This is a genomic window from Microbulbifer maximicatervae (SeqCode) (assembly GCF_052467325.1).
Map to the genome: position 1 here is coordinate 848412 of NZ_CP174310.1, position 23939 is coordinate 872350.

A 23939-nucleotide genomic window follows, 5' to 3' on the forward strand; every position below is an offset into this window, starting at 1 on the left:
TTATTGAGCTGGGTGGCTGAGGCAAAAACAGGTAGTACATCGAAGGGGATTGCGATGCGCAAAAGGAAAATTCTTATTCGGTGTGTCTGGGGGGGGTGTGTAGGTTTACTATTTTCCTTATCCCCCTTTGGTGAAAGCTTGAAACCATCTTCTGCAACGGATGGGCCTTTAGCAATTTATCGGCCTACAGAAGAATATTTGAAGGAACTTGTTGCTAATAATAAATTGACAACTGGTCCCTACTATAGCGAAGGGACTATTCCAGACTTTTTTGTTTATTATCCGCTGAGTACCCATAAAGGGTGTTTTCTACACGATTCTTCAGGATTTGCGGGAGATATACCGCTGCAAGGTTTATTCGACCCTTGTCATATGGGGTTTTGGGATTATTCGGGCAGATTTATTAAAGGAATCAATATGCCTGATGGGGTTCAGCTAAAGAATCTGGAGGTGGAAGGCAGTTATCGATGGGAAAGCGACGGTGTTATACGGTTTCCTAAAAAGCAAATCGTGATTAACTAAGTTTTTAATCTGGATATGCTCTTTGGTTGTATGTTAATTAATAGGCTGGGTTAGTTTTTAGGTTTGTATATAAGGGCGATTGTCGATGCATTGTCATTGATTTTATGATTTTAGTCATAAGATATATCTCTATCGTTTAAGTTAGAATGAGAAGATATTCTTATGGCAAGCTACTTTTTGGAGTCCGACACTGAAGCTTAATTTTAACTTCACGTCGAGGCTCCAGCTATGTCTAATTCTCCGAATAAGCGATATTTGGCGGGGCTGATAATGTTGATTTCGGCTTTTTCCTCCTATGCAATAGCAGATGTTCAATGTGGAGATACGATTACTGACTCGCAGGCGCTCACTGACCCGCTATCTTGCAGTGAAGACCCAGCAATTACCATTGAGGGTCCTGATGGCAATCTCGCAATGTCTGGTGACGGCGCAATTGAATGCACAACTGATGGGGTTGGGGTACTTATGCTGGGGACCTCAGGAGTTGTGACGGGTGGAGTTATCAGTAATTGTGAAACCGGATTGGAATTGGCGGGGAGCGGCCTACATAAAGTAATCAGCGTAACCGTCGAGGAATCCAGTGGTGCAGGCATTTTGGCGGAAACTGATAGTAATCTTATCCGACAGAATACCCTGTTAAATACCACTAATGTCCAGGCTTCGGGTGTTGTACTGGAGGGAGTGGCGAATGTTGCGATTGGAAATAGTGTCTCAGGGTTTTTCGAAAATGGAATAGGTGTCTTTGGTTTCTTTTCCTATATTGGAAACAACTATTTAGAGGGCAATGGGGTAGCCATAAACTTAGGGGCAAGAATAATTGACGGGCAGACTGTAGGTGCTTCTTTTTGTGTTATAGCCAGTAATGTTGTTGAGAATAACGAAGTTTTAGGGATTGCTATTGATGGTCCCTATGTAATCCCAAATATGGATAATGTGGTTAGTGGGAATACTGTGACTGGCAGTGGTTTTGACGACCTTTTGGATGACAATGAAGCTTCGGATTGTAGCTCTGGCACCAATGTTTGGTCTGGCAACACTGCAAATACTTCATTTCCCTCATGCCTTAAGGATTTATAATTATTGTATTTAAAGTTGTGGGGCGAAGATGGGGGAAGGATTGGTCTTCAGGATTGCGATAAGAGAGCTTGGAAGATATACCTAATCATTTTGGTATTTTAGGCGTTTATTTTTATTAGCTGCAGCATTTGTATTTCGTGCCAATGGGAGGATTGTTAGGCCTCGGAACGTTTTAGCTAAGCCCCCAGGTCTTGGATTTCTCTACCTCTTTATATGCCATACTCCCTTTTGGTTATCCAGTTTGTATATAGGGTAGATAAATGTTGCTGTGCCAAAGATCAAAATGGTGAAGCAATAGCATGTAGAAATGGCCGGAGAAAGCTTTGCAGTTGTCTCGCAATATTAAAGAGTCGATTAAGCTAGCAACAGCTTTAGTAATCGTTTATGCCATCGCTTTAGGCCTGAATTGGGAAAAACCTTTTTGGGGTGGATTTGCTGTTATTGTTTGCAGTCAGGCAAATCTTGGGCAGTCGCTAAATCGAGCTATTTTGTGGATTTTAGGGACGCTATTTGCCTTGCTAGCTGGCTGGTTAATCGTCGCGTTATTTCCACAGGATCGCTGGTTGTTTATGATCGCCCTATCTATTTGGGTGTCTATCTGTGTCTATTTTTTACAGAGATCGAACTACCAGTACTTTTGGCTTACAAGTGGTTATGTCATCTTTTTATTGTGGGATGTGACCGGTGGTGACTTTTCTATCTCCTACAAGGCTGGGGTATTACGTATTCAGGAGTCCCTGCTCGGAATAATTGTCTACGGATTGGTAGCCGTTTTGATCTGGCCTAACTGTAGTCGTGGTGAGTTAAGAAGAGCATCTTTGGATTTATTGAGAGAACATCGTCGATTTGCGGACAATTGTTTTTCCCGGGTTAGAAGTGGCGAGAAAATAAAGATTAGGCGTAAAAAGCGTGTTGCTCTTTTAGAGCTTGATACGCGCTTACAAACAGCTATTGGCGATGCGAGTTCAGATAGTTATGAGGTGTGGGAATGTCGAAAGCAGTGGGGTCACTTTGGTCAATCTGCGACAGCCGTCACGCAATCCCTCTTGAAGTTGGAAGAAAGCTTAGCCCTCTCTGGTGATCTGGGTATATCGAAATACCTTATTGGTGTCGACGAATACATGCCCGACATTGAGGGACGTCTCGCGCAAGTGGAAAGCGCCCTTTCAGGGGAAAGGCCTGTAGATAGTGCCAATGGGAGAGTGGTTCGAGGAAATATTGAAGAAGTAAAGAGGTTGTCAACCTTTGAAACCGCTGCTTTAGCCGTTACTAGAAAATCCTTAAATGACTTGGAGGTTGAAACCCGATCCCTGATTGATTCAGTAAATGATATACAAACACGGGGTGACTCCTATTCGAGACAGGTAAGTAGTGATGGCATAGGCTGGCTTGGAGTTTTGATGCCCGACCCGGACAGGTTGACTAATATTGTCCGTGTTCAGATGGGAATGTGGATCGCTTATCTGGCATATCTTTTTATCCCTGACATGATTGGTGGATTGCTGGTTATATTACTGATAACGGTAATAGGTATTCTCGCCTCAATGACCCCCAAAATTCAATTGTTTGAAACCTGTGTTTTCACGATTTTAGTGTGCATATTGTCGGCACCTATATATTTCTTTCTAATGCCGAAATTGCACGGATTTTATTCGTTGGCTGTCGTGATTTTTGCATGGACGTTTGTAGTAAGCTTTTCCTCAAATAAGGTCTTTGGGCCCCAGTCGATGATTCGAACCCTGGTTCTTATCTTTCCCCAGATTATTTTTAATTTTAACAACTCCCAAGAGTATAGTTTTGTGGTTTACACAAATTATCTATTTGTGTTGGCAATAATTTTTTGTATTTTGGCCGTTTCAAGAAATATTCCCTTCACTGCCCACCCAGAAATAAACCTGAAGAGAAGTATTGATAGAATTCTCAATAGCGCCGCATGGCTAGTGGTGGAGGGCGATATTCCGAAAAAGAAGAGGAGGTCATTGTTTTTCCGGTTATATATATTGTACCACCTGAATATTATTATGATCTCAAGGAAGAGAGTGTTCTATTGGGTGGAGGGTATTTCTGATAAAAAAATGCGGGGTATGACCAGAAGCCAGATGCAAAGCCTTATAGGTTTGGCTATGTTGATATCCAACCAGGTTAAACTGTTATATAAGATAGATAAGAAAAAAATCAATTTTGTGGCTCCTAAAAGATTACTTCGCGAGGCATTTATATGGAGGCGGCTTGCAAGCAAAATACTTATCTATTTTTCTGGTGGCAACCAAAAGGTTGATATTGAATCCCTGCGAAGAGGTTATAGGAGGATATTTGAAAGGGCAAATATTGATGTCGGTGAGTTGATGGAGCTAAGGGAGTGTAGTGAAAAATCCAGAGAGGGTGTAACAAACTTTCTTTATTTCTTGGGTGTTACCCACTGCATCAATAACTATCTGGTAGAGTTTCGTCGCGTTTCAGAAACTGTGGATTGGAAGGCTTTCTGTGAGGAAAGGTGTCTTTAATGTCTGTAGGGTTTTAAATGGAAAGAGTACCGCACGATATATCAATAGGCAGTTTCTATCTATCACCAATATTGGTGATAGCTTTGTTTGGTGTTGTTGCGGCCTTGTTAACCGCTAGGCTCTTGGATCGGTATCGTTTATCCCGATATTTTGCCAATCCACCGGTTGTTATTATCTCCCTCAGTGTAATTTATTCAATTTTTATAGGAAGGATATTCTTGGGAATATAGTAGTGGCTAGGTATAGAAAATATATTTTTACTGGAACAATAGTGCTTGTAGCACTGCTGTTACTTATTATCCAGTTCTGGAGATATCTCAATAATCCCTGGACCAGGGATGGAAAAGTGCAGGCGGACATTATTCAAGTGACTCCCAGGGTAACTGGACAGGTAGTTGAGTTGCCTATTAAGAATAATCAGTTTATTAAAGCAGGGGAACTACTGTTTCAGATTGATCCGAGAATATATGAAGCAGCCTTGGAAGAGGCCAAGGCAGAGTACGAGGAAGCTCTCGATACATACCGAGCGCAAAACAAGAATGTTCTCGCTTATGAGGCTAGGATTAGGGAGTCAATAGCAAATATTGATCTGGCAAAAAGTAATATCGGCGCGCTTGATGCGGAAATTGCAAGAACCAAAGCTGAATATGATCGGCAGAGAGAACTGCTACCCCAGAGAGCGACATCAGTAAGGGCATTGCAAGCGGCTCAGGCTGAGTATGAATCCACAATTGAGTATCGAGCGGGTGCAGAAGCCAGCTTGGTGGAATCTATGGCTGCTTTGGAGCAATCCCAAGCGGAGCTGGAGCAGGTTAGAGCACAATTGGGAGCGCTTGGAGCCGATAACCCGGGCGTTCGTGCGGCTTTTGCGCTGCTGGAGCAGGCGCGGCTTAATCTCGAATACACAACAGTTGTTGCTCCGGTTACTGGTTATGTTACCAATATAGATTTTCGTTACGGTGATCAGGCTGTCGCCAACCAACCTGCACTTTCTGTAGTTGATATAAGCACTTTTCGCATTGATGGTTTTTTTCGCGAAACTTTTGTTCGTCGGATCGCTCCGGGGGATAAAGCGTTTATGAAGTTGATGGCTTATCCTCATCTAGAATTGGAAGGATATGTTGAAAGTATTGGCTGGGGTATTGCCCGCAAAGATGGAACTGCAGGTAATGACTTATTGCCAATGGTAGATCCCACATTTGACTGGATTCGCCTTGCACAGCGTATTCCTGTCAGGATTCATCTGACAGAAGTCCCCGAATCTGTGAAGCTTCGTGTTGGATTTACCAGCTCAGTGCTAGTAATGAGCAATTCTGCGGGCACCGAGCAAGATGAACCGGTGCAATCTCAATAGTTTCAGGAAAGGGTTAATACGGAGCCTACAGGGGTGTCTGTTGGCATTGCTGCTCATCTTCGGCAGTAGTTGTATGCTGGGGCCAGATTACCATCCCCCGCCGGTAGAGGTCGAAAGTGAGTGGATCTATCAAACCAGCTCAAAACTGGATACCTTGGAAGCCGTTAACCCATTGTGGTGGCAGTGGGCATTTTCAGATGTGACGCTGGACGAATTAGTCTCACTTGCGATTGAGAATAACCTGGAGCTGCGTTCTGCGGCTCTCAGGGCTCTCCAGGCCCAGCAACAGCTAGCTATTGCAATAGGTAACCAGTATCCCCAAACACAGCAGCTTGAGGGACTTATTGATCGTTCAAAGTATGTTCGATCGGGGATCACTGGCAATCTGCAGACTGAATATTACCCGAACTTTAATTTAACCTGGGAGTTAGATACCTGGGGGCAGTTAAGAAGGCTGGTTAATTCGGCCGCAGCAGATTTTGAAGCCAGCATAGCTGACTATGATGGTGTGCTGGTTTCTATTATTGCCCAGGTGGCGCAAACCTATATCAATATTCGCACAACGAAACGCAGGCTTGAAGTTGCCAGGGAAAACATTCGCGTACAACGTGAGGGTTTAAGGATCGCGAGAGTCAAATTTCGTGCAGGAGAGGTCAGTGCACTGGATGCGGAGCAAGCGCAGGCTTTGCTCAGTAACACAGAAGCCAGCGTGCCGGGACTGGAGATAAGCTTACAGCAGTTTGAAAATGCCCTGGCAGTCCTTCTGGGAATACCTCCTAATAGTTTGAGGTACATAGTCTCTTTTCCCTCATCCATACCTATGATTCCTAAAGTCGTTACTGTTGGTATGCCTCAGGATCTATTAAGGCAGCGACCCGATATCCGTGCAGCAGAGCGACGGCTGGCAGCTCAAGGTGAGTTAATAGGTGTTGCGAGGGCGGAACTCTATCCAAATTTTAGTATTGGTGGGGAGATAGGGGCTATCGATATCAATGGCGGTCAACTTAATGGCAGCAGTAGTGCCTGGGACCTTTTTATTGAATTTGACTGGAATCTCTTTAACTACGGAAGACTTCGGAGCAACGTCAGGCTACAGGATGCGATTTTTCAGCAGTTGGTGTCTGACTATCAGCAAATAGTTCTGTTAGCGCAAGCTGATGTGGAGAACGCTATTGTCGCTTATATAAAATCTCAAAGGCAGTTAGTTCACTATGAGGTGGCTGCCCAGGCCTCCCAGCGATCTGTCGATATTTCCCTGTCTCAATATACTAATGGTCAAGTGGAATTTGATACTGTGATAACTACGCTGATATCAGATGTTCAGCAGCAGGATATTTTGGCGATAGCACGCGGTGCCGTAGCAGCTAATCTTGTACAAGTGTATTTGTCGCTGGGAGGTGGGTGGCAGATTCAACAGGGAATTGCACCATTTCAGCTTCTTCCTGAGAGAATTTGGCGAGAGATGCTTCAACGAACACCATATTGGGACAAGTTACAATAACTTCAGCCATATCACTTTTTGTGTGGAAGGGGGGCTAGTATCGCTAAAAGATGTCAGAAATATTGTGTTGATATATTTAAATTTGAGTTTGACGATGCCCGTTTCTTCAAATTTCCCACTCGAGACATGGTTATGATAACTGGCGCTTCTCACGGAAAAGATACAATCTCAATGACGAAAGCCTTATTGGAGAACATTCCCGAAAGGGGGGGTTACTTGAAGTCATTGAATGGGGAAAGTCTTGTATCAAGCAGTGAACTTTCTAGGAGTGCAATTTTACAGTTGCTTAGATTGTCGTGTCGCTGTGAGTTAAATCGAGGCCAATTTTCAAATCACTTAGGGGGGAAGATATTGATTAGTGCATTCTTTGAATCGAGTACCCGGACAAGATTGTCCTTTGAGAGTGCTTGGCTAAGCCTGGGTGGGAATATAGTCTCAATCACAGATAAAGGAACGACACGTATTGGTGTTGGAGAGAGCTTGCCGGATGTTGCTGAGATGGTGAGTAACTATGGTGACTGTGTTGTTTTACGGGATTCCTGTGAAAATTCAGTTAAAGTTATGGCAGATCATCTTAGCGTTCCTATAATCAATGCCGGTAATGGAATAGATGAGCATCCTACCCAATCCCTTATCGACTTATATACGATTTTGAAATGGAATCCCGCAATCCTGACAAGGGAGCAGAAGAAGTACACAATAGGTTTAATTGGTGCTCCTGACCGAATGAGAGCCTCGAGAAGCTTGCTGACAATATTGAGTCATTTTCCTGAGATTTTTTCTGAGGTGTTCATTTTGTGTGGTAAGGAAGAGCAAGAGCCATTTCGGCAGGATCAATTTCTGGCATTGCAGGAAAAAGGTCTAAAAGTAAATTTAACCGAAGATGTAGCTAAAGTTCTTCCAAGGCTTGATATTGTTTACATGAATGCTCTATCGCTAAAGACAGCAGGCCATAAAAGGTTTGAGGATAGCTATTTTTTGAATGCCAAATCGCCATTGAAAAAACAAGCAATTGTTTTACATCCTTTACCTCGTATGGAAGAACTTGATAAGAATCTCGACAATACCTCGCATAATTGGTACTTCCTTCAAGCTAAAGGTGGTGTATATGTGAGAATGGCGTTAGCAATCGCTATATGTGGTTATCCAAATGAGGTTTGTGACATTATCTAGAATCTTATATCTCAATGAATCCCGACAAAAGGTATCGTCTATGTGTGGGATTGCAGGAATTTTTCATAGTTCAAGAATAATGCCAGTAGATGGCCAACTTCTTCTAAATATGGCCGCTATTCAGTTTCATCGCGGCCCGGATGGTATAGGTTTCGCAAACCCCGAAGGTTTGGGGATGGGAATGAGCCATGTTCGTTTGGCTATTAATGATCTCAGTAAAGACCGCGCATCCCAGCCATATATATCACAAGATGGCCGCTACTATTTGGTCCATAATGGTGAAATATATGACTATCAACGTATTAGGGCCAGATTGTGTATTTCTGGATCTTCTTTTTTTAGTAAAAGCGACTCCGAAGTTATTTTGCACCTCATAGCACAATTAGGTTTAAGCGAAGCTATCCAACATCTTCGAGGTGAGTTTGCTTTTGCTCTCTTTGATGCGGAAGAGGACTGTCTCTATTTGGTTAGAGATCGGTTTGGAGTGAAACCACTATATTGGACAAGAACCAAAATGGGTTTGGTATTTGGTTCTGAGATTAAATGCCTGTTCGCACACCCCGATGTGCATCGACGTTTAACTCCGCATGGGATATATCATCAACTTATACAAGTTTCTGTTCCAGGAGAAACAGCTTTTGATGGTGTTTTTCAGGTTGAGCCTGGATGTATCAAAAAAATTAGCCGGTATGATTCCAGATTAGTGATTTCGCGGCATAAGTATTGGGATATTGGTTTTCCCGCATCGGGGGAAAATGTCTCTAATAGAACAGATGAATATTATATTGAGGGGGTGCGTGAGAAGGTTATAGATGCAGTATCTTTAAGGCTTCAAGCAGATGTGCCGGTGGTCTATTATCTTTCCGGCGGTATTGACTCTGGTAGTTTGTTGGGAGTAGGGGAGTCGCTTTCTCAGAAAATTCAGACCGCATTTACAATAGGTTTTGAAAGCCCAGAATACGATGAATCATCTATTGCAAGGGAGGTTGCGAGAGAAATTGGCACTAACCAATTAGTGATAAAAATTTCCGGCGAGGATATATACAAACACTACACGGATACTGTCTGGCATACAGAAAGGACATTCTACAATACCTTGTCAGTTGCAAAGTTTTTACTGAGTAAGGCTGTTAGGTCTAATGGATATAAAGTTGTAATAACAGGGGAGGGAGCGGATGAATTATTTTCAGGATATCCAGCATTTAAAAAGGACTTTTATATGTATGGTTCTCCTGGAGTTGAACGAGCCCAAAGAAGAGCTTGGCAGAAGTATCTAGAAGAGAGCAATAGCTTGTTTAAGGGAGCTATGTTGCCCATTACCCCTTATCGATCAGCGGAGATGGATAGGGTTCTGGGGTTCACCCCGGCTTGTTTACAAGCTTGGCTTAGTTGCCATTTTCATGCTGTAGAATTACTAAATGAAGATTGGCAGAATGAGATCTGCGGATACGATGCTGGGGGGGCTATTGTAAGTAAATTGGACTTATTACAAGTCGAAGGAAGGCACCCCCTGGATATATCCCAGTATGTCTGGCTAAAAACAATGTTTGAAACTCAGATATTGGGCTGGGTGAGTGACCGAGTGGATATGGCACACTCCATTGAAACCCGCCCAGCATTCCTTGATCATCATTTGGCTGAATTCGCTGCACAAATCCCTCCCTCTATTCGGATTCGTGGGTCTACGGAAAAGTATGTTCTTCGCAAAGCTATGGATAAAATTCTACCTGATATTATTTGTAGAAAACAAAAGTTTGCATTTATGGCTCCCCCAGTAGATACAGTTTCTGGAGCCTGGAACTGGGTACATGAAATTATTGAAGAATATGTCACCCCAGTGAAGGTTGAATCAGCTGGGTTGTTGCAATACTCAGCCATAGATAGGTTGATTAAAGAATACAAGGCGCCGTCTATAGCGAGATCAAAAAAAGTTCAGTTGGATGCAATGCTAAATCATATCCTGGGTGTACAAATATTGAACAGGCAGTTTATAGAAGCTGATTTGCCATCCCTAGCGCAGAAAAAAGCCTCTCTTCTTGGTTGGCATTTGGATCATATGGTTAAGAATTGTAAGGGGTAGGAGGGGGTGTGAAATAGTTCGCAAGAGTGTCGTATTTATTTGCTATTTATCCGACTTAACTCTATTGCCCTCCCTTTGGTCGATTAAATAATGATAACAATTCGGTGTGTCATATAATTCAGTAGTTAGCGTTGAATGGGTTAATTTGCAGAACTGTAAGGGACATTGAGGCAGTTGTCCCAAGAGCTTTTACTTTGTTTTTTACCAATCGAAATCCATTTAACTATAGCCAAAAAAATAATTAAAGTTCAGAAGATTTCGCCTTCGCGGTGGAGCTTTTAAGGGCGTTCATTTTTTACAAGGATAGTAAGGCTCTCGTCATATGGGGGGATCTTTCTGTATCTAAAAAAAATAGGTGCCCCGACGATGAGAAATACAATTTTTGTAAGTTGTATCCTAACCCTATCATCTCTTTTTTGTTCCAGTGTAACGGCTGAACTTCTGTCTGAAGGTCGAAGTGTTACTGCAAGTACGGAGTTGCAGTCGGCATCTTTTGCCGTTGACAATGATATGAGTACACGCTGGGAAAGCTCACATCAGGTAGATCCCAGTACTATAACCATAGACCTGGGTACTACTTCTGAGCTAGAGCAAGTGGTTCTCTACTGGGAGGCTGCAAATGCGGATACTTATAAACTTGAAGCTTCGAATGATGGACAGGAATGGGAGCTGTTAGCGGAGTCTTCCGATGGAGAATTTGGAGATAGAACAGATACTTTTCAAATATCCGGTAAGTTTCGGTATATACGGTTGAATGGATTGACTCGTAGTGATGGAAATTTTTGGGGATACTCAATCTATGAATTTCAGGTCTATGGCGAACCTATTTATAACTCGGTGGAGGAGACCCCGAGTAACGTAGGAACTAATATTGCTCTGGAAGCTACAATTTCTTCTTCCGTAGGTGAAGCTGCTTTTGCTATTGATGATTTGAGAGGCACTGCCTGGGAGGGAGAAGGTGATGCAGTCTATCTATCATTGGACATTGGTGAAGCAACAGAATTGACGAAGGTAATCATAGACTGGGGTGATGATAATGCCGCTAGTTATGAAATACTGGCTTCCAATGATGGTAATGAATGGGTGACTCTTGTTGATGCATATGATGGGGAGTATGGGGCTAGAATTGATAGTCACCAGCTGTCAGGCAGCTACCGCTACCTACGAATTCAGGGGAATGAGTTAAGTGAAGGAAGCTCTCAATACACTATTTGGGAGCTTATGTTGTTTGATGAGGCATTAAATTTTGTTTCCACTAATAGAACTCTAAGTTACACACCACTTTTCGATAGTAGTTATTCTGCTGATGAATCTCAAAATTGGTATGTAGAAGAAGATGGAACTATTGTGACATTTGCTAGTGGCAGGGCCAGGTCGCGTCATGAGTCCGAGGGATCATTTTATACTTTTCCTACCTTTTATTTTGAACATAGAAGCTTTGGCCTTGAAATTCATGATCACACTCCAAAAGGTGAAAGCCTAATTGAAATCTATTATTCTCCTGAATATGCCCACTATCGCTCTCCAGAGTGCCGATCAGCATACTCAAATGTGTACCGAGCAGATTTCAACAATAATGCTAAGTTTGAGGATACTCCTTTAATAGAGGCTGATGAGGATGGAAGTGGGCAAGTATGGGTGTGTTTAATTACTTTTGATGCACACAATGGGGATGATGGTATTCTTGAAGCCGGTGAATGGATGGAATTTGAATTCCAGCAATTTCTGGGGCAATACGATGGGGATGAGAATGTAGAAGGCCAGACTATCTACTATACCAATACTTACCGTATACAATTGGGCGAGCCTGGTATCTATCTTGTCAATGATAATGACATTGATGAAAGTATTCGTTCTGGAGGTAGTGCGACAGCGACTCCAATAATTGCGGGAGATTCTGTACCTGCCACTGAAATTATCTCAGAAAATTTGTCGGAGCAGACTTTAACTTATTATGTCGGTAGCGATGGCTCATGGGTTAGCGGTGATTCAGATGACGCCACTCAAGTTACGTATCCAATTTTGGATGGGGTCGACATATACGATACTTATATAGTTGATAGTGGCATTGCCGATTGGACTGCGTATATGCAGGAAGTATCGAATATTCAGTGGGATACCCATAATACATTTTTGCGTGGTAGAAGGTTGTTTCACACTGATTTTGATTCTGGGGATCACGAAGAGGAGGGGAATCCAAGCTTTTCAGAACTGGCAGACTTGGCCACTGATCTTAAAATAGAGAATTCATGCTTTGCGTGTCATATCAATAATGGGCGTGGACCGTCTCCAGAGGATGGCTATTTCCCAGAAACGATGGTTATGAAACTGGGATCGGGCGGGCTCAATACCGAAAGTCAAGCATTGCCCCATCACTACTTTGGTCATTTATTGCAAACTGTTACTTCTGATGATGAGATAGAAGCTGAAGGGCAGGTGGCAGTTACCTATGAAGAGGTGCTGGATTACTACTCTGACGGAACTGCGTATACCTTGAGAAAACCAGTCTACAGTATCGAAAAGCTCGATGGTACTGGAAGCGATATAGTGTACTTTTCCCCCCGTATGCCGCAACAAATACTGGGGCTAGGGTTACTCGAGGCGGTGCCTGAGTCTGAGATCTTGGAGTGGCATGATCCAGATGATTCCGATGAGGATGGGATTTCAGGTCGGGCCGCTCTGGTAAAGGAATTTGACAGTGGCCTTCCATATATCGCGCGCTTTGGCTGGAAGTCCAGTCATGCCAGTCTAACCAGCTTTACGCAAGATGCTCTCAATAATGACATTGGAGTCACCAGCGGTAACGGTGATGCTGATTGTGGGTATGAGCAGTTAACTTGTAGGCAATATAGTGAACATTCAGCTGAGTTAGCAGATGAGTATCTGCAAGATTTGGTGGGTTACCTTCAGGCTCTGGGAGCGCCTCCCCGTGATCAAGATAGTATTTCTAACGACTCCGTGCTTGCCGGAGAGGGGCTGTTCTCTGAGGCTGGGTGCGACGCCTGCCATCGCACTGAAATGAATACTGATCATCGCCACCCCCTGGCTGAGCTAAGGGGGAATACCATACACCCCTATACTGACCTGTTGCTCCACGATATGGGAGAAGAGCTGGCGGACTCTCTGACTGAATCTACTGATTACAACCAGGAATGGAGAACGCCGCCATTATGGGGGTTGGGTATGGCTGCCGCTGTAAATGGGCATAGTAGCTTTCTACATGATGGTCGGGCGAGATCTATTGAGGAGGCTATTTTATGGCATGGTGGAGAGGCTTGGGAAAGCAGGGAAAATTATCGTTCCATGAGTGATTCAGAGAGGGCAGATCTGCTAGAGTTTTTACGATCCCTTTAACTATATGGTTTTTTCCAGAGTTGATCATTAGTCAGCAATCAACTCTGGCGACTAATCGGTGTGCAATTTCATAATTTTATATTGCTGCTAGGTAGTCATTTAGAAAGGTGTTAGCGTTTCTTCAAAAATCGCTCTTTTCAGTTAGTGTTAGATCCACCTTTTCGCAAAGATCTTTTAGGGTGCCAGCCCCAACTTGCTGCATCACCTGAGTTAATTGAGCCTTTAGCAAGTAGATTGCATGGTCGCCCCCCTTTTCAGCTAGGGCGCAGACACTGTACATAAAAAACCGTCCAAGGAAACAAAACTTAGCTCCAAGCCCACAAGCACCGGCAATATCTGCGCCGGATCTAATGCCACTATCAATTGCCAGTGGAATTTTGTTTTGGTAGCCAGAGAAGTGGTTCAACATCGGAAGTGTTGCTTCTCCAAGGTCGAGCTGTCGTGCACCATGATTAGACAAAATTACTCCATCTGCCCCAAGTTGGATTGCCCTCTGTAGGTCCGGTTCACTCATGACTCCTTTGATTATAAGCTTGTGAGGCCATAGGTCCCTTATATGCTTCAAACTGTCAAAATCTAACGGGCCCATAGTCGTAGTATTCATGAATTCGGTCAGTTCAAGTTTCTTATTATCGTTGTTGATGTAACATTCAAGGTTCTTAAATTTGGGTAGGCCATATCGTAATGTGGATAGGCTCCAATGGGGTTTAAGTATCGCTTGCCAGATATTCTTAATATTTAATTTCGGTGGCATTGCCAATCCATTATGAAAGTCCCTGGGACGTAAGCCAAAAGTGGGAACATCAATGGTAATGACCAAATGTTGGTACTGTGCTGTGGTTAGCCTGGATATCAAATCAGAAAGGATGGCTGGCTCAGTTGGATTATAGAGCTGGTACCAGGCTGTTCCCTGAGTGACTTGAGCTATTTTTTCCAGTGATTCTGAAGAAACGGTACTGAGAATGAAGGGGATATTGTGCTTGTAGGCGGCTCTAGCAAGTATCACTGGCGCATTTGGCCACATAAGCCCTTGTAGCCCGATGGGTGCTATGCCAAAAGGGGCACTGTATAGCTTACCGAACAGTTGGCAACTCAAATCTGGTGTCAAGTTTGGGCGAATGTATTCAGGTGTCATTTTGACAAAGTTAAAGGCTCGGCGATTGCGGTGTAGGCCAATATCGTCCATGCAGCCCTCTATCAGATATTCGTAAGAGAATTTCGGAATTTTCTGTTTTGCTCTTTTTCTCAGTGTTTTTGAGCTTGCGAAGTGACGGTTGAATAGGTTGTTATACTTGGTCACAGGTAGACCTTCCCAGATTGTACTAGTTCTTAGATTAGTCTATCTGGTTGGTGGGTGCCTTTTCGGAGTAGGATGTAAAGCTGTCGAGGAGGTACTTATGTACCTCTAGGTGTCTATATGGAAATAATCAAATGCGAATTTTTCGATAAGCTGTGAAAATATTAAAGTTATTCCAGTCCAGAAAAAATTATTTCCCAAGTTTAATTTTATCTAATTGCCACCCATACCAGAAAGAATACTGAGGCTTAGCATAGATGGTGGCTAGGTAGAATTATGAGATTTTTTTCTTGTCGGGTAACGGCTGAGTAGGAGTTGAAGTCAGGACAGAGAGTATAAGTTGAGGCAGTTCACGCAGGTTGCGAATTTTTCGGTATTTGCTTGAAATCAACAGTTCTATATATTTATATCCCGGTTCTTTTTAAACGGATTTGGTTTTTAATAAAGGTATATCTATGCGGGTTTTATTTGTGGTGATCTTGGGTTTTTATTCTGCATTAAGTAATGCTGAGCTTGTTTATTCTGGCAAAATCGCTCAGATTCATACTGGCCCCCAATATCAAGGGCGAGTCTTTGTTGAAACCGAAGATTTACCAGTTGGGGATGTCGCCTGTTCAACAAATGGTAGTTTTTCATATGTTTTTGATGGAACTACTGAAGAGGGAAGTTTGTATTTGAGCATTCTTTTATCTGCGTTGGCGGCGGGGAGAGATGTAATTATAAAGAGTAGTGATGATTGCACTCTTTATACAAATGTCGCAGATTTAAGAAATTTATCTATTAAGTAATTTAAAAGCCTATGTGGTCCTGATGTCTCTGACAGGCCCTAAGTATCTTTTAAAAGTATAGAGTCTATTCTGACATCTTATTATAGATATAGCTGTTTGGGGAAATTCAGAAACTAGAAAAACCTGAGTCTCCCCGGCAGCTTAGGATGTGAGCAGTTATTCTGAAACCCCAGAGCTAGAAAAATCCCTACCGAGCTGATCCAATGTGATCTCACCAAATTGCGCGAGTAAAATACTCTCGGCCTCATCCATTGCATCCTTTAGAGCGGCATTTACTGCGTGCTCAATGATACAGTTAGTGTGTTCGTCTGTCAGACCAATGGTAAAAACTGAGCTGTCTCCCAGCGCTTTATGGATATCCAGAAGTGTAATTTCATTAAGGGGCTTCGCGAGTGACCAGCCCCCATTGTGCCCTTTACTGGAGCGCACGTACCCCTGATCCCGCAATAGCGCCATAGTTCTGCGAGCCACCACAGGATTGGTGAGGAGCATAGCTGCCATCTTGTCTGAGGTAACCGGCTTGTCGGTCATGTTCAAATGGATAAGGACATGAAGTGCCCGGGATAATCGGCTGTCTTTGCGCATAATTCACCTAAATTTCTGATCCTGCAGTTTATCACGAAACTTTTGCTGTTACGTGTGTTGTACGGTTTTGAATTTTTGTGTAACAATAAAAGTTACATGATATCGGAGGGATGGCTATGGATACGGATGTATTGATTATCGGTGGAAGTTTTGCCGGCCTGTCTGCGGCGATGCAGCTGGTTCGCGGCAGGCGCAAGGTCGTTGTACTGGATGCTAAAAGACCTAGAAACCGCTTTGCAAAAGCGTCCCATGGAGTGTTTTGCCTGGATGGTAAGAGGCCTGAGGAAATTCGTAGCACGGCGCTTTCCCAGCTACAGGCTTACTCGAGCTTCCAGGTGGTTGAAGGCACTGCGGATAGTGTGGATGTCCAGGAAGAGGGGTTTGCTGTTGCTGCACAGGGAGGTACCACTTTTAAAGCGAAGAGGCTAATTCTTGCAACCGGCATTACGGATCAGCTACCGGATATCCCTGGCGTGAAAGAGCGCTGGGGTAGGAGTGTGATTCACTGCCCCTATTGCCACGGCTATGAGCTGAGTGATCGCCCTTTAGGTGTGCTGGCTACCAGCGAGCTGTCTTTCCACCAGGCGGCGATGATTCCCGATTGGGGCGCAACTACCTTGTTTACCCAGGGCCAATTCAATCCGCAGGGGGAAGTGCTCGATCATCTGCTGGCTCGGGGAGTAATGCTGGAAGAAGCCCCGATTACGCAGTTGGAGGGAGAGGGGGATAGTTTAAGTGAAGTTGTTTTAGCAGATGGCCGCAAGTTGCCACTGGAGGGGCTCTACGTGAGCCCCAAAGCGGAATTGACCTCTCCGTTTATCGATAAATTGGGGTTGGAGCTGGAGGAGTCTTTCACCGGGCGGATTGTGAAGGTGGATGGCTTTAAGGAAACTTCTGTAAAGGGGGTCTTTGCTGCTGGGGATTTATCCAACCCGATGCAAAGCGGAACCTTCGCGATTGCATCCGGCACCATGGCGGGTGTTGGGGCTCATCGCTCGCTGATATTTAACCAGTGACTTTTAAATACCGGTGGGAGTTCGTTGGAGATATGCCACAAAAAGAATTTGGTATCTTTAGGGCTAAGGAGTCTCTGAATAACTCCATGATACCTCTGGCATGCAGAGCGGTTCACAATCAAGGCGCGGTTTCGAAGGAATGTCTAGACCTTTCAAGAAGTCGCAACGCGGAGTGTGAATCGCTCTGCAAGCCCCGAAGGGCGGGTCTTTAAGGCCACAGCTGCTGCGTTGCAGCTCTTGCAAAGGGCTACGGCCATTCGCGGCGAGCTGCGCCTAACATCTGCAGCCTTCAAGACCCGCAGAGGCATTACGGAGTTACTCAGAGGCTCCCTAAGTAAGCGGCAGGAGCAGATTTGTGCTCCTGCCGAAAAATATCAGCAGTTCACAGCGTTTACTGCGAGCCCGCCGAGAGAGGTCTCTTTGTATTTGCTCTGCATATCGATACCGGTTTGACGCATCGTCTCGATAACGCTGTCCAGCGGTACGATATGAGCGCCATCACCGCGCAGGGCCAGGCGTGCGCCGTTAATGGCTTTTACTGCACCCATGGTGTTGCGCTCGATACAGGGGACCTGCACCAACCCGCCGATTGGATCGCAGGTAAGGCCGAGGTTGTGTTCCATTCCAATTTCAGCAGCGTTTTCAATCTGCTGGTTGGTGCCGCCCTCTACGGCGGCCAAGCCGGCGGAAGCCATGGAGCAGGCTACGCCGATTTCTCCCTGGCAGCCCACCTCAGCGGCAGAAATAGAGGCATTCTTTTTAAACAGCATACCGATAGCGCCGGCGGTGAGCAGGAATTTCACTACCTGGTCTTTCAATTCACCGTGAATTTTGCTGTCGTGTACAAATTCCACGTAGTAGGCGATAACGGCGGGAATCACACCAGCGGCGCCGTTAGTGGGTGCGGTGACGATGCGCCCGCGCGCGGCATTTTCCTCATTGACGGCGAGAGCAAAAAGACTTACCCAGTCGAGAATGGCGAGGCCGTGGTTGCGCTCTTCCGGACTCTGTTTACTCAACTCCCGGTAGAGTTCAGCAGCGCGGCGGCGAACATTGAGGCCGCCGGGCAAGATGCCATTCTGGTGGCAGCCTCGCTCAATAGAGGCATCCATTACCTTCCAGATATTCCATAAACGGTCTTTGACTTCCTGCTCGCCGCGGAAGGCTTTTTCGTTTTCCATTGCCAGCTCGGCAATAGTCCAACCGTGATGATCACAGATCTTCATCAGCTGTTCTGCATTGCTGAAGTCATAAGGCAGAAGGGTGGCGATCTCCTCTTTGTGAGCGAAATCTTCTTCGGAGAGCACAAAGCCGCCGCCGATGGAGAAGTAGCTGCGCTCGAACAGTAGCTCTTCGCCAGCGTAAGCCTGGCAGGTCATTCCATTGGAGTGCTGGGGAAGAAATTCCTCCAAATGGAAAACCAGATCGCGCTCGCGAATAAATTCGATATCCTGGTCACTATTTAATAGCAGGCGGCGCTCGCTCTGGATTTGCGCCATTTTCTCATCGATTGAATCGACATCAATGGTGTCTGGAGATTGACCCAAAAGCCCCATCAGTACCGCCATATCGGTACCGTGACCAACCCCGGTCAGGGCCAGCGAGCCATACAAATGGACTTGTACGCGGTTTGTGCGGGGCAGCTGGTCACGGTCTTGCAAATCCTGCACGAATTGGCGGGCAGCGACCATAGGGCCCACCGTGTGGGAGCTGGAAGGGCCAACCCCAATTTTGAAAAGCTCAAAAACGCTAATACTCATAAATATTCTCTGCGCCGGGCTGCATCCTGCGGCAGCCCTCCCTAAAGGATATAGTTGCACTATTTAGGGGCGCACTTTGCCTTATGAGTCGCAACAATCAAGATGGTGCTCCCCATTCCGTACAAAATTCTATTAGCAGCAAATTTTGCGGAATTTATGAGTTCCCAGACCTTAAGCGTATAGACAAGCTACGGCGCTTCCGCGACCAAAACCGCTCTCTTGGGCGCGGGGTGACCTTCCACAGTTTTGTCTGGCGATTCCGGGTCGAGAAAATCTGCCAGGGATTCGAAGTGCATCCAGTCGGTGCGCCGCTGTTCCTCCTGGCTGGTGGTGTTCAGGTCCACGGTCCTGGGGTTGCGGAAACCGCACTTGCGCAGCCAGCTCTCCAGGGTGGCGCAGCTGGGGAAAAACCATACATTGCGCATCTTTGCATAGCGGTCTTCGGGTACCAGGCAATCGCCGAGTCCGCCGTCGATAACCAGTGTCTCCAGTACAAGCTGGCCGCCGGGACGGAGGGTTTCGCGCAATTCGCGCAGGTGATCCATGGGTGAACGGCGGTGATAGAGTACCCCCATGGAAAAAGTGGTATCGAAAGCGCGCAAGTTTGCCGGGAGCGCTTCAATACCCAGGGGCAACAAATCCACTGGTGCTTCCTGGCCCAGGTATTTTTTCAGCGCGTAAAATTGCGCGACAAATTTGGCGGAAGGATCAATACCGATGACCCGGCGCGCGCCGGCGCCGTAGGATCGCCAGCAGTGGTACCCATTGCCACAGCCCACATCGAGCACCAGTCGATTTTTCAGTGGTGCCAAGTGCGGAAGTACCCGATCCCATTTCCAATCGGAGCGCCACTCAGTATCAATATTTAGTCCAAATAACTCCCAGGGGCCTTTGCGCCAGGGGTGTAATTTGCGCAGCTCCCGCTCCAGGGCTTCGAGTTGTTCTGAGCTGGCATCGGCGGCAGTGCCTGCGCTGACCTTGCGGTTGAGTTCGATAGCGGAGGGCGTGATTTCCGGTAGGGCTTCCACCGCTGCGCGCCAATCGGGCAGATCGCCCCAGCGATGAGGACTCAGGTTTTCAGCCACCTGTGTTGGCAGCTGGGCCAGCCAGGTGCGCAGGGCGGGAACGTGTTGCAGGCCTTGATAGAGTTGGGTGTAGTCGATCACGGGGTACTTACTTTTCCGGCGCGCCTTTGATGGCGATTAAAGAGGCAAAATTAAAACACTGGAACCAGACATCGACACTGGTAAAGCCGACATTTTTCAGTCGTGTGCGGTGGGTATCCAGGGTTTCCGGAATTAATACATTCTCCAGGGCAGAGCGCTTCTGTGCGATTTCCAGCGCGCTGTAACCGTTGGCGGCTTTAAAGGAGTGATGCAGTTCGATCATTAACTCGTTGTGGGCTTTATCGGCGAAGTCCACTTTCTCGGAAATAATCAGAATGCCGCCGGGACGCAAACCATCGTGGATTTTCTGGAGGATTTCTTCGCGCTCTTCCACCGGAATAAATTGCAGGGTGAAGTTGAGCACTACGACCGAGGCATTTTCGATAGCTACGTTTTGCAGGTTGTCGCAGATAAGCTGAACGGGAACCTCGCCGCTATCGGCTTCGAGGACCGTGCGCGCCTGATCAACCATGGCTTGCGAATTGTCTACAGCGACGATCTCACAGTCGGCAGCGGGAATACGATGGCGCATGGCCAGGGTTGCCGCGCACAGGGAACTGCCCAGGTCATAGCAGCGGCTTCCGGCTTGGGCATAGCGCTCTGCCAGGGTGCCGATCATGGCTACGATCGTGGTGTAGCCGGGCACGGAGCGCTTGATCATATCGGGAAAAACTTGCACCACCTGGCGATCGAACTCGAAGCCGGCTACCTGGCCCAGTGGGTTTGCATAAATATTGTCGTGTTTACTCATTGGAACTTCGCTAGAGGATAACGGCGATAGATCGGCGCCGGTTTTTGGCCGGCGCCGCAGAGCTTCCCCGGACAAATTGCCGGGGAATCGTCGAGCTCCAGTTAGAGCTTTTCTTCCTTCAGATTGAGTTTGGCTGCCGCTTCGCTACCTTGGGGACCGGTAACAATGGCGGTACTGGCCTTGCTCGGGTCCAGATAGGTGGCACCGACGCGTTGCAGGTCTTCCAGGGTAACTTCCGTAACCTGCTTGCGGAATTGCTGGCGCGTCTCGTGGGTGCGGCCGTAAAGGCCCGAGTGGAAGTTCTTCTTGGCTTCACCAGCGGGGGAGCCGGGTTTATCCAGACCGCCGACGACGCCGAGGATCGCTTCCTCAACCTGTTCTTCCTTGTGCTTCTCTTCGGCCAACCACTTAAGGGATGCGTCGAAGTCCTCCAGGGTTTCACCCATACGCGGATCGCGGTAGGAGTAGAAGCGGAATACGCCAATATTGCTGTCGTGGCCGGCTCCGCCGCCGTAGGCGCCGCCCTGTTCGCGGATGGTGCGATGCAGGAAGCCGTTGCGCAGGAAGCCGCTCAAAACCGACAGCGGTGCCGCATCCGGGTGGGACATAGGCACAGTGGCGTAGGCCTTGGCACAGAAGTTCACCTGGCTGTTGGCAACCCAGAGTTCCTCGATTTGTTTGCGTTCGAAAGGTGCAGCGGGGTTGGCTGCGGCGATGCTGGAAGTCGAGGTCAGTGGCATCAGTGTCTGACTGAAATCGCCAATTTTCTCTTCTTCACCCACCAGCAGGAACTGGCGCGGTGCTGCGAGGATTTTCTGGTGGATAGCCTGGAATTGGGTGGAAAGGTCTTGCAGGCCTTCTTCTATTTCCAGTCCGGCAACCAGGGCTCGCAGGTTGCGCAATCCCAGCAGACCACCGCTGGCATGGCTCTCCCAGGCGGCGCGGTTGTAGCCGGCACTGGCGGCAGCCATGGCGAGGGCGTGGCCATTGCCAACAACACCCTGTTCGCGGCGGGCGAGGGTTTGCAGTAGCAATTCTTTGATGCGGGCGTGCTCGTCAAAACGCACTTGCTCCATAGTGGCTTGCATCAGCTCGGTCAGGCCGCCCTGATTGCGAGCCAGCGCTTTACCGGACAGGATAAAGTGGCCGGAAAGGTGATCCAGGTTGTCGATGGCAGTGCGGCTGCTGGTGAAACCGTGCAGGGCGCCAACCACGCTGGTCTGCCACTGCTGGACTTCCAGGTAGTCTTTTTCACCCAGGCCAATTTCGCTCAGTACCTGGCAGTAGTAGGGCAGCAGTTGTTTTTCGGTTTCGGTGAATTCCGGCAGCGCGCAGACCATTTGTTGGTAAACCAGGCCGTTGGTGCCCGCGCTGTAGCGGGTCAACTTCTGTGGGCCCAAGTCTATTGCTTCGCCTTCGACATCCGGAAGTTCTGCGGGAATATCTTCTACGCCGACCTTGGGCAGGATAGAAGCGTCGTCCTCGCGGTTTTGTCGATCGGCCAGGGCTTTGGCGGTTTCGACAATCTGTGCTTTTTCTTTTTCGCTGAGAGCGGCTTTGATTTCCGCCAGCTGGTCTTTCTCCGCCTGCTCGCGGCGCGCAGCCAACTGCTCATCGGGACTCAGTACCATACGTACGCGATGCTGGTTCTCCAGCAGAAGTTCACGGGCTTTATTGGCGATAAACTTCGGATCTTTGATCTGCTCGCGCAGACGCTCCAGGGTGGCATCGATATTCAGCAGGCCGATGGCATCGCCACGGTGAGTGGCGCCGGTCAATGCGGTGAGAATCAATTGCAAGCCGAAGGGGTAGCCGTCGCCACCAATTTCCCGCTGTTGTAATTCCAGCTGGTGCAAGCTGGCTTCTACCTGTTCGTAGGGGATGCCGTTTTCCGCCACGTCCCTCAGCACGTCGAGAACTTGTTGCTCAAGCTCGTCGGCACTTTCGCGTTCGCTGCCTTCAATACCGCAGACAAACACCAGTTCGCGTTGGGAATCGTCCAGGCCAACCAGCGGGGAAGGGGAAGTGCCCAGGTCGGTGGTTTCCAGCAGCTTCATCAGCGGTGAGGCGCTGTTATCCAGCAGTACACCGGCGAGCAGGTGTGCGGTCAGGGCTTCTTCAAGATCGGTGACATCACCCAGCAGCCAGCTCAATACGATATGGGTCTTGGCCTTCAGAGGCTCGCCATTTAACGGGTAGTGCTCTTCGACTTTCAGCGGCGCCTGGTAGCGGTCTTCGCGACCAACCGAGATGGTCTTGTCGAGTTTCTCGAATTTGTGCAGCGCTTTTTCTTCAAACGCGGCCTGGTGTTCCGCCGCCGGAATATCACCGAAGGTCATAAAGGTGGCGTTGCTGGGATGGTAGTGGCTGCGGTAGAAGGCAACCAGCTGCTCGTAACTCAGCTTTGGAATATCAGTAGGTTCGCCACCGGAGTTGTAGTGATAGGTGGTGGTGGGGAACAGGTATTTGCTCAGGGTGTGCCACAGCTGCGAGGTGACGGAGCTCATGGCGCCTTTCATCTCATTGAACACGACACCTTTGTAGACGAGCTCGCTGCTCCCATTATCCGCTTCGGCAAATTCCAGGCGATGGCCTTCCTGGGCAAAGTCCAGCGGGTCCAGGCGCGCAAAAAATACCGCATCCAGATAGACGTCGAGAAGGTTGTCAAAATCCTTTCGATTCTGGCTGGCAAACGGGTAGGCGGTCCAATCTGAACTGGTGAAGGCGTTCATAAAGGTATTGAGTGAGCGCCGGATCATCATAAAGAAGGGATCGCGCACCGGGTACTTGTCACTGCCGCACAGGGCGGTGTGTTCAAGAATATGGGCGACACCGGTGGAGTCTTCGGGCACGGTGCGCAGGGCGACAAGGAAAACATTTTCCGAGTTGTCTGCGGCGATGTGCAGGTGCTGGGCACCGGTCGTAATGTGTCGGTATTCCTCGACGCGCACGCCGAGAGAATCAATATCTGCGCTGGTAACCAGTTCAAATGCAGGATGTGAGTTGCTCAA

The 23939-nt window shown here is 47.2% G+C and carries 17 protein-coding genes; 11 read left to right on the forward strand and 6 right to left on the reverse strand.

Features of this window, described 5'->3' with window-relative positions:
* Positions 1–54: 54 nt before the first annotated feature.
* The 9 genes from ACJJIE_RS04210 to ACJJIE_RS04250 all read left to right on the forward strand — a co-directional run bounded on the left by ACJJIE_RS04210 (position 55) and on the right by ACJJIE_RS04250 (position 13565).
* Positions 55–522: a Rieske (2Fe-2S) protein gene (locus ACJJIE_RS04210; RefSeq protein WP_444893659.1), complete on the forward strand. Its 468-nt coding sequence runs from the start codon at positions 55–57 to the stop codon at positions 520–522.
* A gap of 270 nt (positions 523–792) precedes the next feature.
* Positions 793–1599 (forward strand): right-handed parallel beta-helix repeat-containing protein, encoded by an 807-nt coding sequence (locus ACJJIE_RS04215; RefSeq protein WP_444893660.1) that lies wholly within the window; start codon positions 793–795, stop codon positions 1597–1599.
* Between the two features lie 323 nt (positions 1600–1922).
* Positions 1923–4103, forward strand: coding sequence for an FUSC family protein (locus tag ACJJIE_RS04220; protein ID WP_444893661.1), 2181 nt, complete (start codon positions 1923–1925; stop codon positions 4101–4103).
* 17 nt (positions 4104–4120) lie between these two features.
* On the forward strand, positions 4121–4333 hold the full coding sequence (locus ACJJIE_RS04225; RefSeq protein WP_353057030.1) for a DUF1656 domain-containing protein: 213 nt from the start codon (positions 4121–4123) through the stop codon (positions 4331–4333).
* Between the two features lie 41 nt (positions 4334–4374).
* Positions 4375–5457 (forward strand): HlyD family secretion protein, encoded by a 1083-nt coding sequence (locus tag ACJJIE_RS04230; RefSeq protein WP_444893662.1) that lies wholly within the window; start codon positions 4375–4377, stop codon positions 5455–5457.
* A gap of 40 nt (positions 5458–5497) precedes the next feature.
* Positions 5498–6958, forward strand: a complete 1461-nt coding sequence (locus ACJJIE_RS04235) for an efflux transporter outer membrane subunit (protein ID WP_282932513.1) — start codon at positions 5498–5500, stop codon at positions 6956–6958.
* 171 nt (positions 6959–7129) lie between these two features.
* Complete coding sequence (locus tag ACJJIE_RS04240) at positions 7130–8131, forward strand: aspartate/ornithine carbamoyltransferase family protein (RefSeq protein WP_444893663.1); 1002 nt, start codon at positions 7130–7132, stop codon at positions 8129–8131.
* A gap of 40 nt (positions 8132–8171) precedes the next feature.
* Positions 8172–10211, forward strand: coding sequence for an asparagine synthase (glutamine-hydrolyzing) (gene asnB / locus ACJJIE_RS04245; RefSeq protein WP_282932514.1), 2040 nt, complete (start codon positions 8172–8174; stop codon positions 10209–10211).
* A 366-nt stretch (positions 10212–10577) separates the two neighbouring features.
* Positions 10578–13565, forward strand: coding sequence for a di-heme oxidoredictase family protein (locus tag ACJJIE_RS04250; RefSeq protein ID WP_444893664.1), 2988 nt, complete (start codon positions 10578–10580; stop codon positions 13563–13565).
* Between the two features lie 121 nt (positions 13566–13686).
* On the opposite strand, the gene ACJJIE_RS04255 is transcribed toward ACJJIE_RS04250, so the two are convergent.
* Positions 13687–14865 carry an alpha-hydroxy acid oxidase gene (locus tag ACJJIE_RS04255; RefSeq protein WP_282932517.1) on the reverse strand — a complete coding sequence of 393 codons (1179 nt, stop codon included), beginning with the start codon at positions 14863–14865 and terminating at the stop codon, positions 13687–13689.
* 452 nt (positions 14866–15317) lie between these two features.
* Here ACJJIE_RS04255 and ACJJIE_RS04260 point away from each other — a divergent pair, with 452 nt between their 5' ends.
* On the forward strand, positions 15318–15650 hold the full coding sequence (locus tag ACJJIE_RS04260) for a hypothetical protein (RefSeq protein ID WP_282932518.1): 333 nt from the start codon (positions 15318–15320) through the stop codon (positions 15648–15650).
* A gap of 156 nt (positions 15651–15806) precedes the next feature.
* Here ACJJIE_RS04260 and ACJJIE_RS04265 read toward each other — a convergent pair whose 3' ends face one another.
* On the reverse strand, positions 15807–16235 hold the full coding sequence (locus ACJJIE_RS04265) for an Rrf2 family transcriptional regulator (RefSeq protein WP_282932519.1): 429 nt from the start codon (positions 16233–16235) through the stop codon (positions 15807–15809).
* 116 nt (positions 16236–16351) lie between these two features.
* Here ACJJIE_RS04265 and ACJJIE_RS04270 point away from each other — a divergent pair, with 116 nt between their 5' ends.
* Positions 16352–17251 carry an NAD(P)/FAD-dependent oxidoreductase gene (locus tag ACJJIE_RS04270; protein ID WP_282932520.1) on the forward strand — a complete coding sequence of 300 codons (900 nt, stop codon included), beginning with the start codon at positions 16352–16354 and terminating at the stop codon, positions 17249–17251.
* Positions 17252–17625: 374 nt separating this feature from the next.
* Here ACJJIE_RS04270 and ACJJIE_RS04275 read toward each other — a convergent pair whose 3' ends face one another.
* The 4 genes from ACJJIE_RS04275 to ACJJIE_RS04290 all read right to left on the reverse strand — a co-directional run bounded on the left by ACJJIE_RS04275 (position 17626) and on the right by ACJJIE_RS04290 (position 23939).
* Positions 17626–19011, reverse strand: coding sequence for an L-serine ammonia-lyase (locus ACJJIE_RS04275; protein WP_444893665.1), 1386 nt, complete (start codon positions 19009–19011; stop codon positions 17626–17628).
* Positions 19012–19199: 188 nt separating this feature from the next.
* On the reverse strand, positions 19200–20177 hold the full coding sequence (gene cmoB / locus ACJJIE_RS04280; RefSeq protein WP_444893666.1) for a tRNA 5-methoxyuridine(34)/uridine 5-oxyacetic acid(34) synthase CmoB: 978 nt from the start codon (positions 20175–20177) through the stop codon (positions 19200–19202).
* Between the two features lie 7 nt (positions 20178–20184).
* Positions 20185–20928 carry a carboxy-S-adenosyl-L-methionine synthase CmoA gene (gene cmoA / locus ACJJIE_RS04285; protein ID WP_108733518.1) on the reverse strand — a complete coding sequence of 248 codons (744 nt, stop codon included), beginning with the start codon at positions 20926–20928 and terminating at the stop codon, positions 20185–20187.
* A gap of 101 nt (positions 20929–21029) precedes the next feature.
* Positions 21030–23939 carry an insulinase family protein gene (locus ACJJIE_RS04290; protein ID WP_444893667.1) on the reverse strand — a complete coding sequence of 970 codons (2910 nt, stop codon included), beginning with the start codon at positions 23937–23939 and terminating at the stop codon, positions 21030–21032.

Bases quoted from the DNA above. Each gene is read 5' to 3' on its own strand.
- ACJJIE_RS04210 (WP_444893659.1), top strand. From the start codon at position 55: ATGCGCAAAAGGAAAATTCTTATTCGGTGTGTCTGGGGGGGGTGTGTA.
- ACJJIE_RS04215 (WP_444893660.1), top strand. From the start codon at position 793: ATGTTGATTTCGGCTTTTTCCTCCTATGCAATAGCAGATGTTCAATGT.
- ACJJIE_RS04225 (WP_353057030.1), top strand. From the start codon at position 4,121: ATGGAAAGAGTACCGCACGATATATCAATAGGCAGTTTCTATCTATCA.
- ACJJIE_RS04240 (WP_444893663.1), top strand. From the start codon at position 7,130: ATGACGAAAGCCTTATTGGAGAACATTCCCGAAAGGGGGGGTTACTTG.
- asnB (WP_282932514.1), top strand. From the start codon at position 8,172: ATGTGTGGGATTGCAGGAATTTTTCATAGTTCAAGAATAATGCCAGTA.
- ACJJIE_RS04250 (WP_444893664.1), top strand. From the start codon at position 10,578: ATGAGAAATACAATTTTTGTAAGTTGTATCCTAACCCTATCATCTCTT.
- ACJJIE_RS04260 (WP_282932518.1), top strand. From the start codon at position 15,318: ATGCGGGTTTTATTTGTGGTGATCTTGGGTTTTTATTCTGCATTAAGT.
- ACJJIE_RS04265 (WP_282932519.1), bottom strand. From the start codon at position 16,235: ATGCGCAAAGACAGCCGATTATCCCGGGCACTTCATGTCCTTATCCAT.
- ACJJIE_RS04270 (WP_282932520.1), top strand. From the start codon at position 16,352: ATGGATACGGATGTATTGATTATCGGTGGAAGTTTTGCCGGCCTGTCT.
- ACJJIE_RS04275 (WP_444893665.1), bottom strand. From the start codon at position 19,011: ATGAGTATTAGCGTTTTTGAGCTTTTCAAAATTGGGGTTGGCCCTTCC.
- cmoA (WP_108733518.1), bottom strand. From the start codon at position 20,928: ATGAGTAAACACGACAATATTTATGCAAACCCACTGGGCCAGGTAGCC.